The sequence below is a fragment of the Citrobacter sp. wls718 genome (assembly GCF_005280945.1).
Classification (GTDB): Bacteria; Pseudomonadota; Gammaproteobacteria; order Enterobacterales; family Enterobacteriaceae; genus Citrobacter; species Citrobacter gillenii.
The window spans coordinates 40311-57397 of sequence record NZ_SZWV01000036.1 but is presented as its reverse complement, the minus strand read 5'-3'; the positions used below and the strand labels follow the sequence as shown (position 1 = coordinate 57397).

The 17087-nt window shown below is 53.5% G+C and carries 17 protein-coding genes; 9 read left to right on the top strand and 8 right to left on the bottom strand.

Going from position 1 to position 17087, the window contains the following annotated elements; genetic code table 11:
* Positions 1–4 precede the first annotated feature (4 nt).
* Positions 5–916: a cysteine synthase CysM gene (gene cysM / locus FDW95_RS06730; protein ID WP_115257828.1), complete on the top strand. Its 912-nt coding sequence runs from the start codon at positions 5–7 to the stop codon at positions 914–916.
* Positions 917–1007: 91 nt separating this feature from the next.
* On the opposite strand, the gene FDW95_RS06725 is transcribed toward cysM, so the two are convergent.
* Both FDW95_RS06725 and ptsJ read right to left on the bottom strand, forming a co-directional pair.
* Positions 1008–1724: a type 1 glutamine amidotransferase gene (locus tag FDW95_RS06725; RefSeq protein ID WP_115257829.1), complete on the bottom strand. Its 717-nt coding sequence runs from the start codon at positions 1722–1724 to the stop codon at positions 1008–1010.
* Between the two features lie 13 nt (positions 1725–1737).
* The gene (gene ptsJ / locus FDW95_RS06720; protein WP_115257830.1) at positions 1738–3030 is read right to left on the bottom strand and encodes a transcriptional regulator PtsJ; all 1293 of its coding nucleotides are present in this window, start codon (positions 3028–3030) and stop codon (positions 1738–1740) included.
* An 82-nt stretch (positions 3031–3112) separates the two neighbouring features.
* Between ptsJ and pdxK the strand changes: the two genes are divergently transcribed.
* Positions 3113–3979: a pyridoxine/pyridoxal/pyridoxamine kinase gene (gene pdxK / locus FDW95_RS06715; RefSeq protein ID WP_115257831.1), complete on the top strand. Its 867-nt coding sequence runs from the start codon at positions 3113–3115 to the stop codon at positions 3977–3979.
* Positions 3976–4215, top strand: coding sequence for a cytoplasmic protein (locus FDW95_RS06710; RefSeq protein WP_096756253.1), 240 nt, complete (start codon positions 3976–3978; stop codon positions 4213–4215). The genes pdxK and FDW95_RS06710 overlap by 4 nt, the downstream gene beginning before the upstream one ends.
* Positions 4216–4353: 138 nt before the next feature.
* On the opposite strand, the gene crr is transcribed toward FDW95_RS06710, so the two are convergent.
* The 5 genes from crr to cysZ all read right to left on the bottom strand — a co-directional run bounded on the left by crr (position 4354) and on the right by cysZ (position 9214).
* Positions 4354–4863, bottom strand: a complete 510-nt coding sequence (gene crr / locus FDW95_RS06700) for a PTS glucose transporter subunit IIA (protein WP_049841435.1) — start codon at positions 4861–4863, stop codon at positions 4354–4356.
* Between the two features lie 40 nt (positions 4864–4903).
* Positions 4904–6631: a phosphoenolpyruvate-protein phosphotransferase PtsI gene (gene ptsI / locus FDW95_RS06695; protein WP_115257832.1), complete on the bottom strand. Its 1728-nt coding sequence runs from the start codon at positions 6629–6631 to the stop codon at positions 4904–4906.
* A gap of 45 nt (positions 6632–6676) precedes the next feature.
* Complete coding sequence (gene ptsH, locus FDW95_RS06690) at positions 6677–6934, bottom strand: phosphocarrier protein Hpr (protein WP_002913505.1); 258 nt, start codon at positions 6932–6934, stop codon at positions 6677–6679.
* Between the two features lie 383 nt (positions 6935–7317).
* Positions 7318–8289 (bottom strand): cysteine synthase A, encoded by a 972-nt coding sequence (cysK, locus tag FDW95_RS06685; protein ID WP_115257833.1) that lies wholly within the window; start codon positions 8287–8289, stop codon positions 7318–7320.
* A gap of 163 nt (positions 8290–8452) precedes the next feature.
* On the bottom strand, positions 8453–9214 hold the full coding sequence (gene cysZ / locus FDW95_RS06680) for a sulfate transporter CysZ (protein WP_115257834.1): 762 nt from the start codon (positions 9212–9214) through the stop codon (positions 8453–8455).
* 230 nt (positions 9215–9444) lie between these two features.
* Between cysZ and zipA the strand changes: the two genes are divergently transcribed.
* From zipA to FDW95_RS06665, 3 genes are all read left to right on the top strand, one after another.
* Positions 9445–10434 carry a cell division protein ZipA gene (gene zipA / locus FDW95_RS06675; protein ID WP_115257835.1) on the top strand — a complete coding sequence of 330 codons (990 nt, stop codon included), beginning with the start codon at positions 9445–9447 and terminating at the stop codon, positions 10432–10434.
* Positions 10435–10505: 71 nt separating this feature from the next.
* Positions 10506–12521 carry an NAD-dependent DNA ligase LigA gene (ligA, locus tag FDW95_RS06670; RefSeq protein WP_115257836.1) on the top strand — a complete coding sequence of 672 codons (2016 nt, stop codon included), beginning with the start codon at positions 10506–10508 and terminating at the stop codon, positions 12519–12521.
* A gap of 1 nt (position 12522) precedes the next feature.
* Entirely contained in the window at positions 12523–12741 is a 219-nt protein-coding gene (locus tag FDW95_RS06665; RefSeq protein WP_045445890.1) for a DUF3820 family protein, read from the top strand.
* On the opposite strand, the gene FDW95_RS06660 is transcribed toward FDW95_RS06665, so the two are convergent.
* A complete protein-coding gene (locus FDW95_RS06660; RefSeq protein WP_115257837.1) occupies positions 12738–13736 on the bottom strand; it encodes a bile acid:sodium symporter family protein in 999 nt (332 codons plus the stop codon). The genes FDW95_RS06665 and FDW95_RS06660 overlap by 4 nt on opposite strands.
* Positions 13737–13825: 89 nt before the next feature.
* Here FDW95_RS06660 and FDW95_RS06655 point away from each other — a divergent pair, with 89 nt between their 5' ends.
* The 3 genes from FDW95_RS06655 to FDW95_RS06645 all read left to right on the top strand — a co-directional run bounded on the left by FDW95_RS06655 (position 13826) and on the right by FDW95_RS06645 (position 17083).
* The gene (locus FDW95_RS06655; RefSeq protein ID WP_137363454.1) at positions 13826–14752 is read left to right on the top strand and encodes a LysR family transcriptional regulator; all 927 of its coding nucleotides are present in this window, start codon (positions 13826–13828) and stop codon (positions 14750–14752) included.
* A 181-nt stretch (positions 14753–14933) separates the two neighbouring features.
* Positions 14934–15767: a xanthosine phosphorylase gene (gene xapA / locus FDW95_RS06650; protein WP_137363453.1), complete on the top strand. Its 834-nt coding sequence runs from the start codon at positions 14934–14936 to the stop codon at positions 15765–15767.
* Positions 15768–15826: 59 nt separating this feature from the next.
* Complete coding sequence (locus FDW95_RS06645) at positions 15827–17083, top strand: nucleoside permease (RefSeq protein WP_115257840.1); 1257 nt, start codon at positions 15827–15829, stop codon at positions 17081–17083.
* Positions 17084–17087 lie beyond the last annotated feature (4 nt).

The following is a 17087-nucleotide window of genomic DNA, read 5'->3' as shown; positions in this document are numbered from 1 at the left end:
AAACGTGAACACATTAGAACAAACAATTGGCAATACGCCTCTGGTAAAACTGCAACGTCTGGCGCCGGATAACGGCAGTGAAATTTGGGTCAAGCTGGAAGGCAATAACCCGGCAGGGTCGGTGAAAGATCGCGCCGCGTTGTCGATGATTGTCGAAGCGGAAAAACGTGGAGAAATTAAGCCTGGTGATGTGCTGATCGAGGCGACCAGCGGCAATACCGGGATCGCGCTGGCGATGATTGCTGCGCTGAAAGGCTATCGTATGAAGCTGTTGATGCCGGACAACATGAGTCAGGAGCGTCGTGCCGCGATGCGCGCCTACGGTGCTGAGCTGATTCTGGTTAGCAAAGAGCAGGGCATGGAAGGGGCGCGCGACTTAGCCCTGGAGATGGCTCAGCGCGGTGAGGGCACGCTACTCGATCAGTTTAACAACCCCGATAATCCGTATGCGCATTACACCACCACCGGGCCGGAGATCTGGCAGCAAACCTCAGGCCGTATCACTCATTTCGTTTCCAGTATGGGCACCACCGGCACCATTACCGGCGTGTCACGTTTTCTACGCGAGCAGGATAAACCCGTGACCATCGTCGGATTACAACCGGAAGAGGGCAGCAGTATTCCGGGGATACGTCGCTGGCCCGCGGAATATATGCCGGGGATTTTTAACGCTTCGCTGGTGGATGAAGTACTGGATATTCATCAGGACGACGCTGAGAAAACCATGCGTGAACTGGCGGTTCGCGAGGGTATTTTTTGTGGCGTGAGTTCCGGCGGCGCGGTAGCCGGTGCGCGCCGTATAGCAGAGCAAAACCCTGGTGCGGTTGTGGTGGCGATCGTTTGCGATCGCGGCGATCGCTATCTCTCGACCGGCGTGTTCGGTGAAGAGCATTTCAACCAGGGATTAGGGATCTAATTTGTAGGCCTGATAAGCGTAGCGCCATCAGGCAAACATACGACACGATCGCCGGATGATGACGTAAAGCGTGTTATCCGGCCTGCAATGTTCAATCGTTACGTTTTTCTACCAGCAAATCAAGGAACTGCCACAACTTCTCGTTCATCTGCTGGTAGTTCCATTCACGCATTTCTGTAACGGATCGAATAAACGGTTTACCTTTGGCATCCGCCAGTTCCTGCTCTGAGTGCTGGATCAGTCCTTCAACCGCTTCGGCAGTGAACTCCATATGGCACTGGAAACCATAGACAAAATTACCGTACTGCACAATTTGTCGTGGGCAACCCTCGCTGGTGGCAAGAACCGTGGCCTGATCGGTTAACCCCGGCATATCGTTATGCCAGTGCCCGACCATCAGCGGTGAACCGAAGTGGGCGATCAGCGGATGCGTTTTACCTGCGTCGGTCAACGTAATGGGGTAATGACCAATCTCTTTTTCCGGGCTTTGACACACTCTCGCTCCCAGAGCCTCACCGATCAGCTGCGAACCGAGACAAATACCGACCACAATCTTACGCGCCGCAATCGCCTGGTTGATCAGGTGCTGTTCAGCCTGAGCATCAAAATATGGGCACTCTGCCAGCGTGGTACGCGGTGATTGCGGGCCACCGAAGACCACCAACATATCGAAACCGTCGGCACTGGCGGGAACGGACTCTCCGGCGTAAACGCGCGACCAGCTGATGGCGTAACCGCGTTCTTCGGCCCATGGCAGATATGCGCCAGCAGATTCAAATGACTCATGAATAACAAAATGAACTCGCATGTATTCTCTCCGGTTAGCGCTTCAGCGCCTGATGAATATCAGCCGCCAGCCTGGTAATGTCGTGGTCGTCTAATGTTGACAGCGTAATGCGCAGGCCGTGTGACGGCGCATTGATGCCAAATACTTCGCCTTCTCGTACCAGCCAGCCGGCTTTCGCCAGCGCGAAAGCGAGCGACTGGCTGTGGGTCTGTAGCGGCAGCCACAGATTCAGACCATCGCCAGCGGCAAGTTCAATGCCCTGTTGCTGAAGGGCCAGGCTTAGCTTTTGTTGCTGAGAGGCGTAAAACTGCTGAGTCTGCACCAACGTGCGCTGATAGTTCTCATCACTCAGACAGGCGCAGGCCAAATCCTGCAACAGGTGGCTGACCCACTGACTGCCGGCATTAAGCCGCAGACGCAGTTTTGCCGAGGTATCGGGATCGCTGGCAACGATGGCGAGGCGTAGATCCGGGCCTAATGTTTTTGACATCGAACAGATGACTGCCCAGTGTTTTGTCTGCGGCGCAATCACCGGATACAACGGGGATGCGGACAGCAGGGCAAAGTGATCGTCGATAATCACCAGCGTTTGCGGGTAGCGCGACAGGATCTCCTGCAACCGGGCGGCGCGGATAGCACTGAGGCTACAGCCGGTTGGATTGTGCGCGCGCGGGGTGATGATCACCGCCCGCGCTCCTTTCTGTAGCGCCAGCTCCAGCATGTCTGGCTGCATGCCTTCGCTGTCCACGCTGACCGGGTTTGCTGAGTACCCGGCATAACGCAGCATATTGATGCTGCTTAAAAAACAGGGATCTTCGACGGCGACGCTATCACCCGGCAGCAAATGGGCGCACAGTAACCGTTCGATGGCATCAATAGCGCCGCTGGTAATATCAATTTCACCTGGGCCGGGCAGGGCATCCTGCATCCATTGCGTCGCCCACGTCTTAAGCCCAGGGGAGACGACCTCGTCGCCATACAAGCGGGGGTGTTTATTTATTTTCGCGAAATAGTGACTCAGGTCGGGGAGGCGTGAAGGCGCAGGATTGCCGCCGGAAAGGTCGGTTAGCGGTGTATCCGGATTCCCCCCTTCCAGCGCAACGGGCGAGGATACGCCCTTGATTACCGTGCCGTTACGTCCCAGGCTAAGTGCCAGTCCGGTAGTGACCAGGCGTTTATAGGCCGCTGCGACAGTATTGCGATTAACGTTTAATACCGTTGCCAGATCCCTGACCGGCGGCAGCGTGTCTCCTGCGACAAGTGCGCCTGTAGTGATATGTTGACGAATACTGTCAAAAATTTCGTTAGCGGTTTTTCCGTCGATCATTATTGACCTATGACAAAATGAATTTTAGCATATGACGATAATAGTGAGGCATCAGCCCGCTGTCCAGCGAGAGGAGAGGTTTATGGAGCAGGAGAGTGAAATACAGTCAGTGCTCTTCGACGACAAGCATCGGGCGTTACAAACCGATATCGTCGCCGTCCAGTCACAGGTGGTGTATGGCAGCGTAGGCAACAGTATTGCCGTGCCGGCCATTAAAGCACACGGGTTACGGGTGACGGCGGTACCGACGGTGCTGTTCAGTAACACCCCACATTATGAAACCTTTTATGGCGGGATTATCCCCGGCGACTGGTTTAATGGTTATCTCACTGCTTTACATGAGCGCGATGCCTTACGTGAACTCAAGGCGGTAACGACCGGCTATATGGGAAGCGCAGAGCAGATAGCGCTGCTCGCACGGTGGCTGGAAACCGTTCGCGCCGCGCATCCAGAGCTGTGTATTCTGGTCGATCCGGTGATGGGTGATATCGACAGCGGGATGTACGTGAAGGCCGAGATTCCGGAGGCGTACCGCACGCACCTGCTCCCGCTGGCGCAGGGCGTGACGCCGAACGTGTTTGAACTGCAAATGCTGAGTGGAAAACCGTGTCGCACGCTCGATGAGGCGATTTTGGCGGCAAAATCTCTGCTTACCGACACGCTGAAATGGGTGGTAATAACCAGTGCGCCGGGTGATGTCGAGGAGGTTATCAACGTGGCGGTGGTGACGGCTGAAACGGTTGAGGTGTTAGCCCACCCGCGGGTGAAAACGGACCTCAAGGGAACCGGCGATCTGTTTTGCGCTGAACTGATAAGCGGTATCGTTGCAGGAAAAGCGCTTACCGCCGCCACACATGATGCTGCGCAGCGCGTGCTGGAAGTGATGACCTGGACCCACCTGTGCGGGTGTGATGAATTAATTCTGCCGCCGGCAGGGGAGGCGCGATGAAGAGTTATCGGTTGGTGGTTCGCCAGCATGGACGTTTAGTGGGGCATTTCGATACCAGCGGCACCGAGGCGCTGGAAGATATCTGCGTGGCGCGCGCGATGTTTGGTATTGCCGGAGGATATGACTGTGAACTGCTGGTGGCGGATTCAGAAAGACGGATGCTGGAAAGCGGGCCTGAAGGGATGAAAATTTTGATGCGCGAAGCGTGTTACCGCCCGATGACCTCGCAGATTTAATGCCGGATGGTGGCGTGAACGCCTTATCCGGCCTACGGTGAGAGTTTCTTTGTAGGCCGGATAAGCGCTGCGCCATCCGGTAAAGTGCTGCCTGATTGCCGGATGGCAGCGTAAACGCCTCATCCGGCCTACGCAGAATTACTTCTTGATGCGGATAACCGGGGTTTCGCCCACGGTCACGCTACCGGACAGTTTGATCAGTTCTTTGATTTCGTCCATGTTGGAGATAACAACCGGCGTCAGGGTAGACTTGGCTTTTTCTTCCAGCAGTGCCAGATCGAATTCAATAACCGGGTCGCCCACTTTAACGCGTTGACCTTCTTCAGCAATACGCTTGAAGCCTTCGCCTTTCAGTTCAACGGTATCAATACCGAAGTGAACGAACAGCTCAATGCCGCTATCAGATTCGATAGAGAACGCATGGTTGGTTTCAAAGATTTTGCCGATGGTGCCGTCTACAGGGGCAACCATTTTGTTACCGGTTGGTTTGATAGCGATGCCATCACCAACGATTTTTTCAGCAAAAACTACATCCGGCACGTCTTCGATGTTGACGATCTCGCCAGAGAGCGGAGCTATAATCTCAATAGTTCCGGTGTCTTTCTTATCATCAGAAACCAGAGATTTCAGTTTATCGAACAAACCCATGATCTTCTCCTAAGCAGTAAATTGGGCCGCATCTCGTGGATTAGCAGATTGTTTTTTCTTCAATGAACTTGTTAACCAGCGTCATTAACTCGTCCGTTGTCGGTTGAGCAAGAGCCTGCTCTGCTAACACCTTCGCATCTTCGAAGTTCGTGTTACGGATAATCTTCTTAATGCGCGGGATAGAAATGGCGCTCATAGAGAATTCGTCCAGACCCATCCCCAGCAACAGAAGTGTAGCACGTTCGTCGCCTGCAAGCTCACCACACATGCCGGTCCATTTGCCTTCAGCATGAGAAGCATCAATAACTTGCTTGATCAGCGTCAGAACAGATGGCGACATCGGTTGGTAAAGGTGGGAAATCATATCATTACCACGGTCAACTGCCAGGGTGTACTGCGTTAAATCATTGGTGCCGATACTAAAGAAGTCAACTTCTTTGGCTAAATGACGTGCAATGGTTGCCGCAGCCGGTGTTTCCACCATCACGCCAATCTCAATGGTTTCGTCAAATGCTTTGCCTTCGTCGCGCAGTTCCTGTTTGTAGATTTCGATCTCTTTGCGCAGTGCGCGTACTTCTTCAACAGAGATGATCATCGGGAACATGATGCGCAGTTTGCCGAAAGCAGAGGCACGCAGGATGGCACGAACCTGGTCACGCAGGATCTCTTTACGATCCATCGCGATACGAATAGCACGCCAGCCCAGGAATGGGTTCTCTTCTTTCGGGAAGTTCATGTACGGCAGCTCTTTATCGCCACCGATGTCCATAGTACGCACGATGACCGCCTGCGAGCCACAGGCTTCAGCAACGGCTTTATACGCAGCAAACTGTTCTTCTTCAGTTGGCAGCGAGTCACGGTCCATAAACAGGAATTCGGTACGATACAGACCCACGCCTTCAGCGCCATTACGCTCAGCGCCTTCAACGTCACGCACGGTACCGATGTTGGCGCACACTTCAACCTGATGACCGTCCAGCGTGATAGCTGGCAGATCTTTCAGCTTAGCGAGTTCCGCTTTCTCGGTAGCAACTTGCTCCTGAACGGCACGCAGTTGCTCAATAACGTCGTTGGTTGGATTGACGTAAACCAGATTGTTTACGGCATCCAGAATCAGATAGTCGTCGTTTTTCACCTGAGAGGTGACGCTGCCGGTACCCACGATGGCAGGCAGTTCCAGAGAACGCGCCATGATTGAGGTATGGGAAGTACGTCCACCCGCGTCAGTGATGAAACCCAGCACCTTATTCAGGTTCAGCTGTGCGGTTTCTGACGGTGTCAGATCGGCGGCAACCAGGATAACTTCGTCCTGAATAGCGCTCAGGTCAATAATTGCCAGACCCAGGATGTTACGCAGCAGGCGTTTACCGATGTCACGTACGTCAGCCGCACGTTCTTTCAGGTATTCATCATCCAGCTCTTCCAGAGCGGTGGCCTGACCTTCGATAATTTCATGCGCAGCTGCATCAGCCGTCATGTGCTTATCTTTAATCAGGGCTATGATTTCCTGCTCCAGCTCCTCATCTTCGAGCAGCATGATATGCCCTTCAAAGATGGCTTCTTTTTCTTCACCGAACGTTTCACCAGCTTTGGTTTTGATCGCTTCCAGTTGCGCAGATGCCTTGGCACGACCGCTCAGAAAACGTTCAACTTCCTGATCAACCTTGTCGGCAGAAATTTTTTTCCGGTCAATGACGATTTCGTCTTCTTTCAGCAGCAGTGCTTTGCCGAAAGCGATACCCGGGGATGCTAAAATGCCTGAAATCATAACCCTACCTTACTTGTGACTGATATTGAAAAGAACTCGTTGAACTTACTCGAGTTCAGCCATCAGTTTAACCAGATGCTCAACTGCTTTCTGCTCGTCTTCACCTTCTGCGGAAAGGGTAACAACGGTGCCCTGAGTCAGGCCCAGAGTCTGCAGTTTAAACAGGCTTTTGGCGCTAGCGCTTTTGCCGTTGGAAGTCACAGTAATTTCAGACGTAAAGCCTTTTGCTTCTTTAACGAACTGAGCAGCAGGGCGAGTATGCAGACCGTTCGGAGCGGTAATGGTAACTTCTTGCTGGAACATTATATTTCCCCAACTTATAGGTTTAGTGTTGTGGAACTAAAGTCTAGCCTGGCGGCTCAACTTTAGCCTGTATTGTTAGCGTCGACCTAAACAGGTCGCGACACAAAAGGAGTTCGGTGCAATCCGTTGCGGGCAACTTCTTGCCACTGACGTTTCTTTCGTCATTAAACATTATGCCGCGAAAGGAAGAATTGAACCAAATCATTAAATCGATTCAGCTCGCGCTTTTCCTGTAACGATTAATTTCGCGCATCAAAATAATTAGTTTGGTTAAATACCAGTTCCGGCGGGTTGAATCAATGCCAGGTGGGGTGAAACTTTGAAGCAGGCCACAAAAAAGCACCCAAAAGGGTGCTTTTTTACGCGTTTTTAACATGCTGGCATTACTGTTGCAGTTCTTTCTCAGTAAAGAGATCGGCAAACAGTGCAGTGCTCAGATAACGCTCACCCGATGACGGTAGAATAACCACTATATTCTTATTGGTAAAGGTTTCATCTTCCTGGAGTTTAAGCGCGGCAGCAACCGCGGCTCCTGAAGAGATACCTGCCAGAATACCTTCTTCTTCCATCAAGCGACGCGCGGTAGAGATAGCCTCGTCGTTAGTGATGGCGACCACTTTATCAATCAGTTTCAGATCGAGGTTGCCCGGAATGAAACCAGCGCCAATGCCCTGAATTTTATGTGGGCCAGGCTTGAGTTCTTCACCCGCCAACGCCTGAGCGATGACCGGAGAATCTGTCGGTTCTACGGCAACGGTGATCAAATCCGCTTTGCCTTTGGTTCCTTTGATATAACGGGAAACGCCGGTCAGCGTACCGCCGGTGCCAACGCCGGAGATAAACACATCCACCTGACCATCGGTGTCTTCCCAGATTTCCGGGCCGGTGGTTTTTTCGTGAATTTCCGGGTTAGCCGGGTTACTGAATTGCTGAAGCAGCAGGAATTTTTCCGGATTGCTGGCAACAATTTCTTCTGCTTTCTGAATCGCGCCCTTCATGCCTTTTGCGCCTTCAGTCAGCACCAGATTTGCACCCAGCGCTTTCAGCAGCTTACGACGCTCAATACTCATCGTTTCCGGCATCGTCAGGGTCAGCTTGTAACCGCGCGCGGCAGCAACGTAGGCAAGGGCAATACCGGTGTTACCGCTGGTCGGTTCAACCAGTTCAATACCCGGTTTCAGCACACCACGTTTTTCGGCATCCCAAATCATATTGGCACCGATACGGCATTTGACGCTAAAGCTCGGGTTGCGTGATTCTACCTTCGCCAGAATGCGTCCGTTACCGATACGGTTCAGTCGAACCAGCGGCGTATGACCGATAGTCAGCGAGTTGTCTTCAAAAATCTTACTCATGGCCTGTCCTTAACTGTATGAAATTGGGATACCGCATCAGCATACCTGTTGAGAAAGTATGGGGAAGTAAGGAAATCGCATATCTATATGCTGATGAGAAATAATGCCTTGCAGTATGGAATAAGAGCGGGCATAAGACGGCCCGCATTTACACATTTTTGCATTACTTCCATAACGCGTGCTTAGCACGATAGCAATCTACCCACATTGCGGTGGCACCGCAAACGGCAACCGGCATGATGAACATGTTGAGCACAGGGATCAGGGTGAACAGGCTGGTCAGCGCGCCAAACTGCATATTGGTGACTTTGCGCGTGCGCAGGGCGGTACGCATCTCTTTGAACGGCACTTTGTGGTTATCAAACGGGTAATCACAATATTGGATAGCCAGCATCCACGCGCTAAACAGGAACCACAGTACTGGCGCAACGGTCTGTCCAATGCCGGGGATAAAATAGAGCAGCAGCAGTACGACTGCGCGCGGAAGGTACCAGGCCAGTTTTTGCCATTCACGTTTCATAATACGCGGAACATCTTTCATAATACCGAGCACGCCGGTGTCGGGTGGCGTTGCGCCGGTCAGTCGCGCTTCCAGTTGTTCAGCCAGTAAGCCGTTAAACGGTGCCGCGATCCAGTTGGCAAGCGTGGAGAAAAAATAGCCAAATACCAGCAGCACGGAGAATGTCACAATGGGCCACAGCAAATAACTGAGCCACTGTAGCCAGTCCGGAACATGACTCATTAGAGCGGGTATCCAGCTATCCAGTTGGCTAAATAACCACCAGAACGCGCCCCCCATCAGCAAAATGTTCACCAGCAACGGCAGGAGAACAAAGCGACGGATCCCCGGTTGGCTGATGAGCTTCCATCCCTGAGAAAAATAATAAAAACCGCTGCGTGGTACACTTGCAGATGATGAAACCATAGTCGAGACATGCTCCTTGTGGTCTAAGTCCAGGTCAACTTCGCGTATATTACCGGGTTGTTGAGCGTTAGGCTGTTCAGAAATGTTCGAAAAAACAGCAAAAAGCACGATTTTATTCATCTTTATGCTGTGAAAGCCAAGAGTACACTTGCACTAGACGTAATCGGCAAATACTCTTAGTGAGTAAATGTTTGCCGTGGTGGCAAGGTGTTAGAACAACAGAGAATATAATGATGCAGGATTTGCGTCTGATATTAATCATTGTTGGCGCGATCGCCATAATCGCTTTACTGGTACATGGTTTCTGGACTAGCCGTAAAGAACGGTCTTCTATATTCCGCGATCGCCCACTGAAACGCATGAAGTCTAAACGTGATGACGAGGATTCTATCGACGATAACGTCGAGGAAGACGAAGGCGTGGGCGAAGTCCGCGTACATCGTGTGAATCATGCTCCCGGCAGCGGTCAGGAACATGGTGTTCCTCCTCAGTCGCCGCAACACCAGTACCAGCCGCCTTATGCGTCTGCTCAGCCGCGTCAACCCGCGCAGCAGCCCGCTGAAGCGCCGGTACCGCCGCCGCATGTTCAGCCTGTGCAGCAGCCTGTACAACCGGTGTCGCATCAGCCTGTACCACAGCAGCCGATGCAGCACCAGCCGGTCGCGCCGCAAGTTCAGCAGCCGGTGCAGCATGCGCCACAGCCTGCACCGCAGGCCTTCCAGCCAGCCGAGCCTGTCGTTGAGCAACCGCAGCCAGAGCCGGTCGTTGAGCCTGCGCCCGTTGTGGAAAAACCGCAGCCTAAAGAAACGGTCATTATTATGAACGTGGCGGCACATCATGGCAGCGAACTCAATGGCGAAGTGCTGCTCAACAGCATTCAGCAGGCAGGCTTTAAATTTGGCGATATGAATATTTTCCATCGTCATCTGAGCCCCGATGGCAGCGGCCCGTCACTGTTCAGTCTGGCCAATATGGTGAATCCGGGGACATTCGACCCTGAGATGACCGGCGATTTCACTACGCCTGGCGTGACTATCTTTATGCAGGTGCCGTCCTACGGGGACGAGCTGCAAAACTTTAAGCTGATGCTGCAGTCAGCGCAGCACATCGCCGATGAAGTGGGTGGTGTGGTGCTCGACGATCAACGTCGCATGATGACGCCGCAGAAACTGCGCGAGTATCAGGACCGCATCCGCGACGTTATAGAATCTCACGCCTGATTGCCCTCTGGCGTGACATCTCCTTTCTGAACCCCCGCCTGTCGGGGGTTTTTTATCATTGATGGTGCGATATGGAATCAATCGAACAACAACTGACAGAACTGCGAACCACGCTTCGCCATCATGAGTATCTTTACCATGTGATGGACGCACCGGACATTCCCGATGCGGAATATGATCGCCTGATGCGCGAACTGCGTGAACTGGAAGCTCAGCACCCGGATTTGATTACGCCCGACTCGCCGACGCAACGCGTCGGTGCGGCTCCGCTGGCGTCCTTCAGTCAGATACGTCATGAAGTGCCGATGTTGTCGCTGGACAACGTATTTGATGAAGAGAGTTTTCTCGCGTTCAATAAACGCGTACAGGACCGACTGAAGAGTACGGATAAGCTGACCTGGTGCTGTGAACTGAAGCTGGACGGTCTGGCGGTAAGCATTCTGTATGAAAACGGCGTGCTGGTCAGCGCGGCAACGCGCGGTGATGGTACGACCGGTGAAGACATTACCTCGAATGTGCGTACTATTCGCGCGATCCCGCTCAAGCTGCGCGGCGACAATATTCCAACGCGTCTGGAAGTACGTGGCGAAGTTTTTTTGCCGCAGGCGGGTTTTGAAAAAATCAATGAAGACGCGCGTCGTACTGGCAATAAAGTGTTTGCTAACCCACGTAACGCGGCAGCCGGTTCATTACGCCAGCTCGATCCGCGTATCACTGCGAAGCGACCGCTGACCTTCTTCTGCTATGGCGTCGGCGTGCTGGAAGGGGGTGAACTGCCGGATACCCATTTGGGCCGTTTGCTGCAATTCAAAGCGTGGGGACTTCCGGTCAGCGACAGAGTCACGTTGTGCGACTCTCCGGAGGAAGTACTTGCTTACTATCATCAGGTTGAAGCAGACCGACCAACGCTCGGCTTCGACATTGACGGCGTGGTGATTAAGGTCAACTCGCTGGCGCTGCAGGAGCAACTGGGCTTTGTGGCCCGTGCACCGCGCTGGGCGGTGGCGTTTAAGTTCCCGGCACAGGAACAGATGACCTTTGTGCGCGACGTTGAGTTTCAGGTCGGACGTACCGGGGCGATTACGCCCGTCGCTCGCCTTGAACCGGTACAGGTAGCGGGGGTGCTGGTCAGTAACGCCACGCTGCACAACGCCGATGAAATCGATCGTCTGGGTTTACGCATTGGTGACAAGGTGGTGATTCGCCGCGCGGGTGATGTGATCCCGCAGGTGGTGAACGTGGTGCTTTCCGAGCGCCCCGAAGAGACGCGTGAAATCGTCTTCCCAACCCATTGCCCGGTGTGTGGTTCTGACGTTGAGCGTGTGGAAGGTGAAGTCGTTACCCGCTGCACCGGTGGTCTCATTTGCGGTGCACAGCGTAAAGAATCCCTCAAGCATTTTGTTTCGCGTCGGGCGCTGGATGTGGACGGCATGGGCGATAAGATTATCGATCAGCTGGTCGAGAAAGAGTATGTCCATACGCCAGCCGATCTGTTCCAGTTAACGGCCGGTAAGTTGACGGGGCTGGATCGCATGGGGCCGAAGTCGGCACAAAACGTGGTCAATGCGCTGGAAAAAGCCAAACAAACCACGTTTGCCCGCTTTCTCTATGCGTTGGGTATCCGTGAAGTGGGCGAAGCCACGGCCGCAGGTCTGGCAAGCTATTTCGGTACGTTGGATGCGCTGGAAGCGGCGTCTATTGAGGAGCTACAAAAAGTCCCTGACGTTGGCATTGTGGTGGCCACTCACGTGTTTAACTTCTTTGCCGAAGAGAGCAACCGTGAGGTCATTGGCCAGCTACTGGCACAGGGCATTCACTGGCCTGCGCCGGTGGTCATCAACGCCGAAGAGATCGACAGCCCGTTTGCCGGGAAAACGGTGGTACTGACGGGAAGCCTGAGCCAGATGTCGCGCGATGACGCCAAAGCCCGGTTGACCGAACTGGGGGCGAAAGTGGCGGGTAGCGTGTCGAAGAAAACCGATCTGGTGATTGCCGGTGAAGCCGCAGGCTCCAAGCTTGCCAAAGCACAGGAGCTGGGTATCGCTGTGATTGATGAAGCGGAGATGATCCGCTTACTGGGCGCCTGAGATGGAAAAAGAGCAACTGATTGACATCGCTAATACCGTCATGCCCTTTGGCAAATACAAAGGGCGTCGGTTGATTGATGTGCCGGAAGAGTATCTGCTGTGGTTTGCCCGTAAGGATGAATTTCCACCGGGCAAACTGGGCGAGCTGATGCAAATTACGTTGCTGATTAAAACCGAGGGGCTGACGCAGCTGGTACAGCCCCTAAAACGTCCGCTTTAAGCCTTTGCGGCGCGGCCTTCCTGCTGCGCCTGCAAGGCGTCAGTTTGTCGCTTATAGCGACGAGCCATCACCGCGCAGACCATCAGCTGGATTTGATGGAATATCATCAACGGCAGCACCATCATGCCGATCACCGACGTCGGGAACAGAATGTTTGCCATGGGGATCCCGTTAGCCAGGCTCTTTTTCGACCCGCAGAATACAATGGTGATTTCATCGGCCTTATTGAAACCGCATTTACGCGCCACAAAGACATTTATCCCGATCACAATAGCCAGCAGTACGACGCTGACTACCACGATAAACAACAGTGAACCTACCCCGACTTTGTGCCAGATCCCATTCACCACGGCTTCGCTGAAGGCAGAATAAACCACCAGCAGAATCGAAGACTGGTCCGTTTTAGCGATCCATTTTTTATGTTGTGACACCCAGTTACCAATCCACGGGCGTGAAAGATGCCCCAGCACGAACGGCAGCAGCAGCTGCAGCATGATTTTACCCACCTGCTCAAGGCTGCCTTCTGCGCCATGCATATTCATCACCAGACCGACCAACAACGGTGAGAGAAAAATACCCAACAGGCTGGAGGCGGAGGCAGAGCACACGGCGGCGGCCACGTTACCACCGGCCAGCGAGGTGAAGGCAATCGCCGACTGCACCGTGGCAGGCAAAATGCACAGATACAGGAAACCCGTGTACAGCATCGGATCGACGTTAACCGGTGCCCACCAGGCAAACAGCACGCCCAGCACCGGGAAGACGACAAAGGTGCTGCACATCACCCACAGATGCAACCGCCAGTGGCTACCGCCGGCAATAATGGCTTCTCGTGAGAGTTTGGCCCCATGCATAAAGAACAGCAGGGCAATCGCTGCGGTGGTTAACCCTTCAAAGAAAGGGACAAATCCACCCTCGGCGGGAAAAAAAGAAGCCAGTAACACAACGGTAATCAGCGTCAACGTGAACGGATCGAGGATACGAAAAAGTTTCATAAAAGCTCCTGGAATTCGGTCGTACTAGTTTGCGTTTTTCTGTTTGAGAAATAAAATTGATTTATTGCATCCATATATGAATTAAATCGATGAATTACTCTCTGCGTCAACTGCGTATTTTTGTCACCGTTGCTCGGGCAAAAAGCTTTAGTCGGGCGGGGGATATCATCGGCTTAAGCCAGTCGGCGGTGAGCCACAGCGTAAAAGAGCTGGAAGGGCAGACGGGCGTGCGTCTGTTGGACAGGACCACGCGAGAGGTGGTGCTTACCGACGCCGGACAACAGCTGGCAGCACGCCTTGAGCGTATCCTGGATGAGCTGCACAGCACGCTGCGCGAAGCCGGGCAGGTTGGCACGCAGCTCACCGGTACAGTTCGTGTCGCGGCCAGCCAGACCATCTCTGCCCATCTTATTCCCCAGTGTATTGCCCAGAGTAATGCGCTTTATCCTGCGATCGATTTTGTCCTGCATGACAGGCCGCAGCAGTGGGTACTGGAAAGTATTCGTCAGGGGGAAGTGGATTTCGGCATTGTTATCGATCCGGGTGTGGCAACGGACCTGCAGTGTGAAGCGGTGCTGTCGGAACCCTTCCTGCTGCTGTGTCGGGAGGATCATCCTTTAGCCGAGCGGGAGTGGGTTAATTGGCAGGATCTCCTGCACGAACGTCTGGTGTTGCAGGATTACGCCTCTGGTAGCCGACCGCTGATTGATGCGGCACTGGCCCATTTCTCCATTGATGCCAACATTGTGCAGGAGATAGGCCACCCGGCAACGCTCTTTCCGATGGTCGAAGCGGGGATTGGTATCAGCGTACTGCCCGCGCTGGCGCTCCCCCTGCCGCAGGGCAGCCATTTGCAGGTCAAACGTCTGACGCCGGTGGTTGAACGACAGCTGATGCTGGCTCGACGTAAAAATCGCTCTTTATCGACCGCCGCTCAGGCATTGTGGGACGTCGTGCGCACACAGGCCAGTGAATTAACCGCCGGTCGTGCGCGGGATCCGCTGTATCAGTTATAAGCCCCCTCCATGCCATTTCCGGCAGGAGAATAATGTGAAGTTGGGCGGGTTTAGCGCAACTCATCAATACCGATGTACTATCGATCGACGGGAAAAACTGTATTGGTAATCGATTGCGTAGTCTCGTTATAACATCGGGGTACGCTACGTTATTTCGATTACTCAGTTTTAAGGACATCTCATGAGCCACACTCTTTTCTCTCAGAATCCCTGGTATAGCGCCGATATCATTCGTGGTTATAAACCTGACTTCACGCCACGCGTGGCGTTTATTCTCGGCTCCGGGCTGGGCGCGTTGGCCGAGCAAATCGAGGATGCGGTGGCGATCTCTTACGAGAAGCTACCAGGGTTCCCGGTCAGCACCGTACATGGACATGCGGGGGAACTGGTGCTGGGGAATCTGGCTGGCGTTCCTGTGGCCTGCATGAAAGGGCGTGGGCACTTTTACGAAGGTCGCGGTATGACGGTGATGACCGATGCTATTCGTACCCTTAAACTGCTGGGCTGCGAACTGCTATTTTGCACCAACGCGGCGGGTTCTTTACGTCCTGAAGTCGGTCCGGGCAACCTGGTCGCGCTCAGCGATCACATTAATACCATGCCAGGCACGCCAATGGTTGGACTCAACGATGAGCGTTTTGGCGAGCGTTTCTTCTCGCTGTCGAACGCCTACGATGCAGACTACCGTGCGATCCTGCAAACCGTAGCGAAAGAAGAGGGATTCCCGCTGAGCGAAGGCGTATTTGTCTCCTATCCGGGACCGAACTTTGAGACGGCGGCAGAAATTCGCATGATGCAGATTATTGGCGGTGATGTGGTTGGTATGTCGGTGGTCCCTGAAGTTATCGCTGCACGTCACTGTGAATTGAAGGTGGTTGCGGTTTCTGCCATCACCAACCTGGCCGAAGGGCTGGGGGATGTGAAGTTATCCCATGCCCAGACGTTGGCGGCGGCGGAACTCTCCCGACAGAACTTCATCAATTTGATCTGCGGCTTCTTGCGCAAGCTGGCCTGAATAAAAACGATAACTGACCCCGCTTGCGGGGTCTTACTTTTTTGGCAAGGAACGGAAAAATGGGTATCGCCTCACGCTTAAAGCTCATGTCGTTTTTGCAATATTTCATCTGGGGAAGCTGGTTGGTGACCCTGGGTTCTTACATGATCAACACTCTGCATTTTACCGGTGCCAACGTGGGTATGGTTTATAGCTCGAAAGGGCTGGCGGCGATTATTATGCCTGGCATCATGGGGATCATCGCTGATAAATGGCTGCGCGCCGAACGCGCCTACATGCTGTGTCACCTGGTGTGCGCGGGTGTGCTGCTGTATGCCACCACCGTGACCGATGCAGATACCATGTTCTGGGTGATGCTGATTAACGCCATGGCTTATATGCCGACGATTGCGTTGTCGAACAGCGTCTCATACTCCTGCCTGGCGCAATCCGGCCAGGATCCGGTGACGGCTTTCCCGCCGATTCGCGTGTTTGGCACGATTGGCTTTATTGTGGCTATGTGGACGGTAAGCCTGATGGGACTGGAACTGAGCAGCGCCCAGCTGTATATCGCCTCCGGCGCCTCATTACTGCTGGCGATGTACGCGTTTACCTTACCGAAAATCCCGGTTGCTGAGAAGAAAGTGGCAACGACGCTTGCCGGTAAGCTGGGACTGGATGCGTTTGTGCTGTTTAAAAATCCGCGTATGGCGATATTCTTTCTCTTTGCCATGATGCTGGGGGCGGTACTGCAAATCACCAACGTCTTTGGTAATCCGTTCCTGCATGATTTTGCCCGTAACCCTGAATTTGCTGGCAGCTTTGTCGTGAAGTATCCCTCTATCTTGCTGTCGGTGTCGCAGATGGCGGAAGTGGGCTTCATTCTTACCATTCCGTTCTTCCTTAAACGCTTTGGGATTAAAACGGTGATGCTGATGAGCATGCTGGCGTGGACGCTGCGTTTTGGTTTCTTTGCGTTTGGCGATCCGTCACCGTTTGGCTTTGTGCTGTTACTGATGTCGATGATCGTTTACGGTTGCGCGTTTGATTTCTTCAACATATCCGGATCGGTGTTCGTCGAGCAGGAAGTCAGTTCCAACATTCGCGCCAGCGCACAGGGGCTGTTTATGACCATGGTGAACGGCGTCGGGGCGTGGGTAGGTTCAATCCTGAGCGGCATGGCGGTGGACTATTTCTCCGTCGATGGCGTGAAGGACTGGCAAACCATCTGGTTGGTGTTTGCGGCTTATGCGCTGGCGTTGGCCGTCATTTTTGCGCTGTTCTTCAAATACAAGCATGAGCCGGAAAGGTCCGTGCAGAAATCGCTGGCACATTAATCCT

Excerpts from the sequence above, each read along its gene's own strand:
- ptsJ (WP_115257830.1), bottom strand. The coding sequence starts at position 3,030 with ATGATCGACGGAAAAACCGCTAACGAAATTTTTGACAGTATTCGTCAA.
- ptsH (WP_002913505.1), bottom strand. The coding sequence starts at position 6,934 with ATGTTCCAGCAAGAAGTTACCATTACCGCTCCGAACGGTCTGCATACT.
- FDW95_RS06655 (WP_137363454.1), top strand. The coding sequence starts at position 13,826 with ATGAATTACTCTCTGCGTCAACTGCGTATTTTTGTCACCGTTGCTCGG.
- FDW95_RS06665 (WP_045445890.1), top strand. The coding sequence starts at position 12,523 with ATGGAAAAAGAGCAACTGATTGACATCGCTAATACCGTCATGCCCTTT.
- ptsI (WP_115257832.1), bottom strand. The coding sequence starts at position 6,631 with ATGATTTCAGGCATTTTAGCATCCCCGGGTATCGCTTTCGGCAAAGCA.
- FDW95_RS06645 (WP_115257840.1), top strand. The coding sequence starts at position 15,827 with ATGGGTATCGCCTCACGCTTAAAGCTCATGTCGTTTTTGCAATATTTC.
- zipA (WP_115257835.1), top strand. The coding sequence starts at position 9,445 with ATGATGCAGGATTTGCGTCTGATATTAATCATTGTTGGCGCGATCGCC.
- FDW95_RS06660 (WP_115257837.1), bottom strand. The coding sequence starts at position 13,736 with ATGAAACTTTTTCGTATCCTCGATCCGTTCACGTTGACGCTGATTACC.
- FDW95_RS06725 (WP_115257829.1), bottom strand. The coding sequence starts at position 1,724 with ATGCGAGTTCATTTTGTTATTCATGAGTCATTTGAATCTGCTGGCGCA.
- cysK (WP_115257833.1), bottom strand. The coding sequence starts at position 8,289 with ATGAGTAAGATTTTTGAAGACAACTCGCTGACTATCGGTCATACGCCG.
- crr (WP_049841435.1), bottom strand. The coding sequence starts at position 4,863 with ATGGGTTTGTTCGATAAACTGAAATCTCTGGTTTCTGATGATAAGAAA.
- cysZ (WP_115257834.1), bottom strand. The coding sequence starts at position 9,214 with ATGGTTTCATCATCTGCAAGTGTACCACGCAGCGGTTTTTATTATTTT.
- ligA (WP_115257836.1), top strand. The coding sequence starts at position 10,506 with ATGGAATCAATCGAACAACAACTGACAGAACTGCGAACCACGCTTCGC.
- xapA (WP_137363453.1), top strand. The coding sequence starts at position 14,934 with ATGAGCCACACTCTTTTCTCTCAGAATCCCTGGTATAGCGCCGATATC.
- FDW95_RS06710 (WP_096756253.1), top strand. The coding sequence starts at position 3,976 with ATGAAGAGTTATCGGTTGGTGGTTCGCCAGCATGGACGTTTAGTGGGG.
- pdxK (WP_115257831.1), top strand. The coding sequence starts at position 3,113 with ATGGAGCAGGAGAGTGAAATACAGTCAGTGCTCTTCGACGACAAGCAT.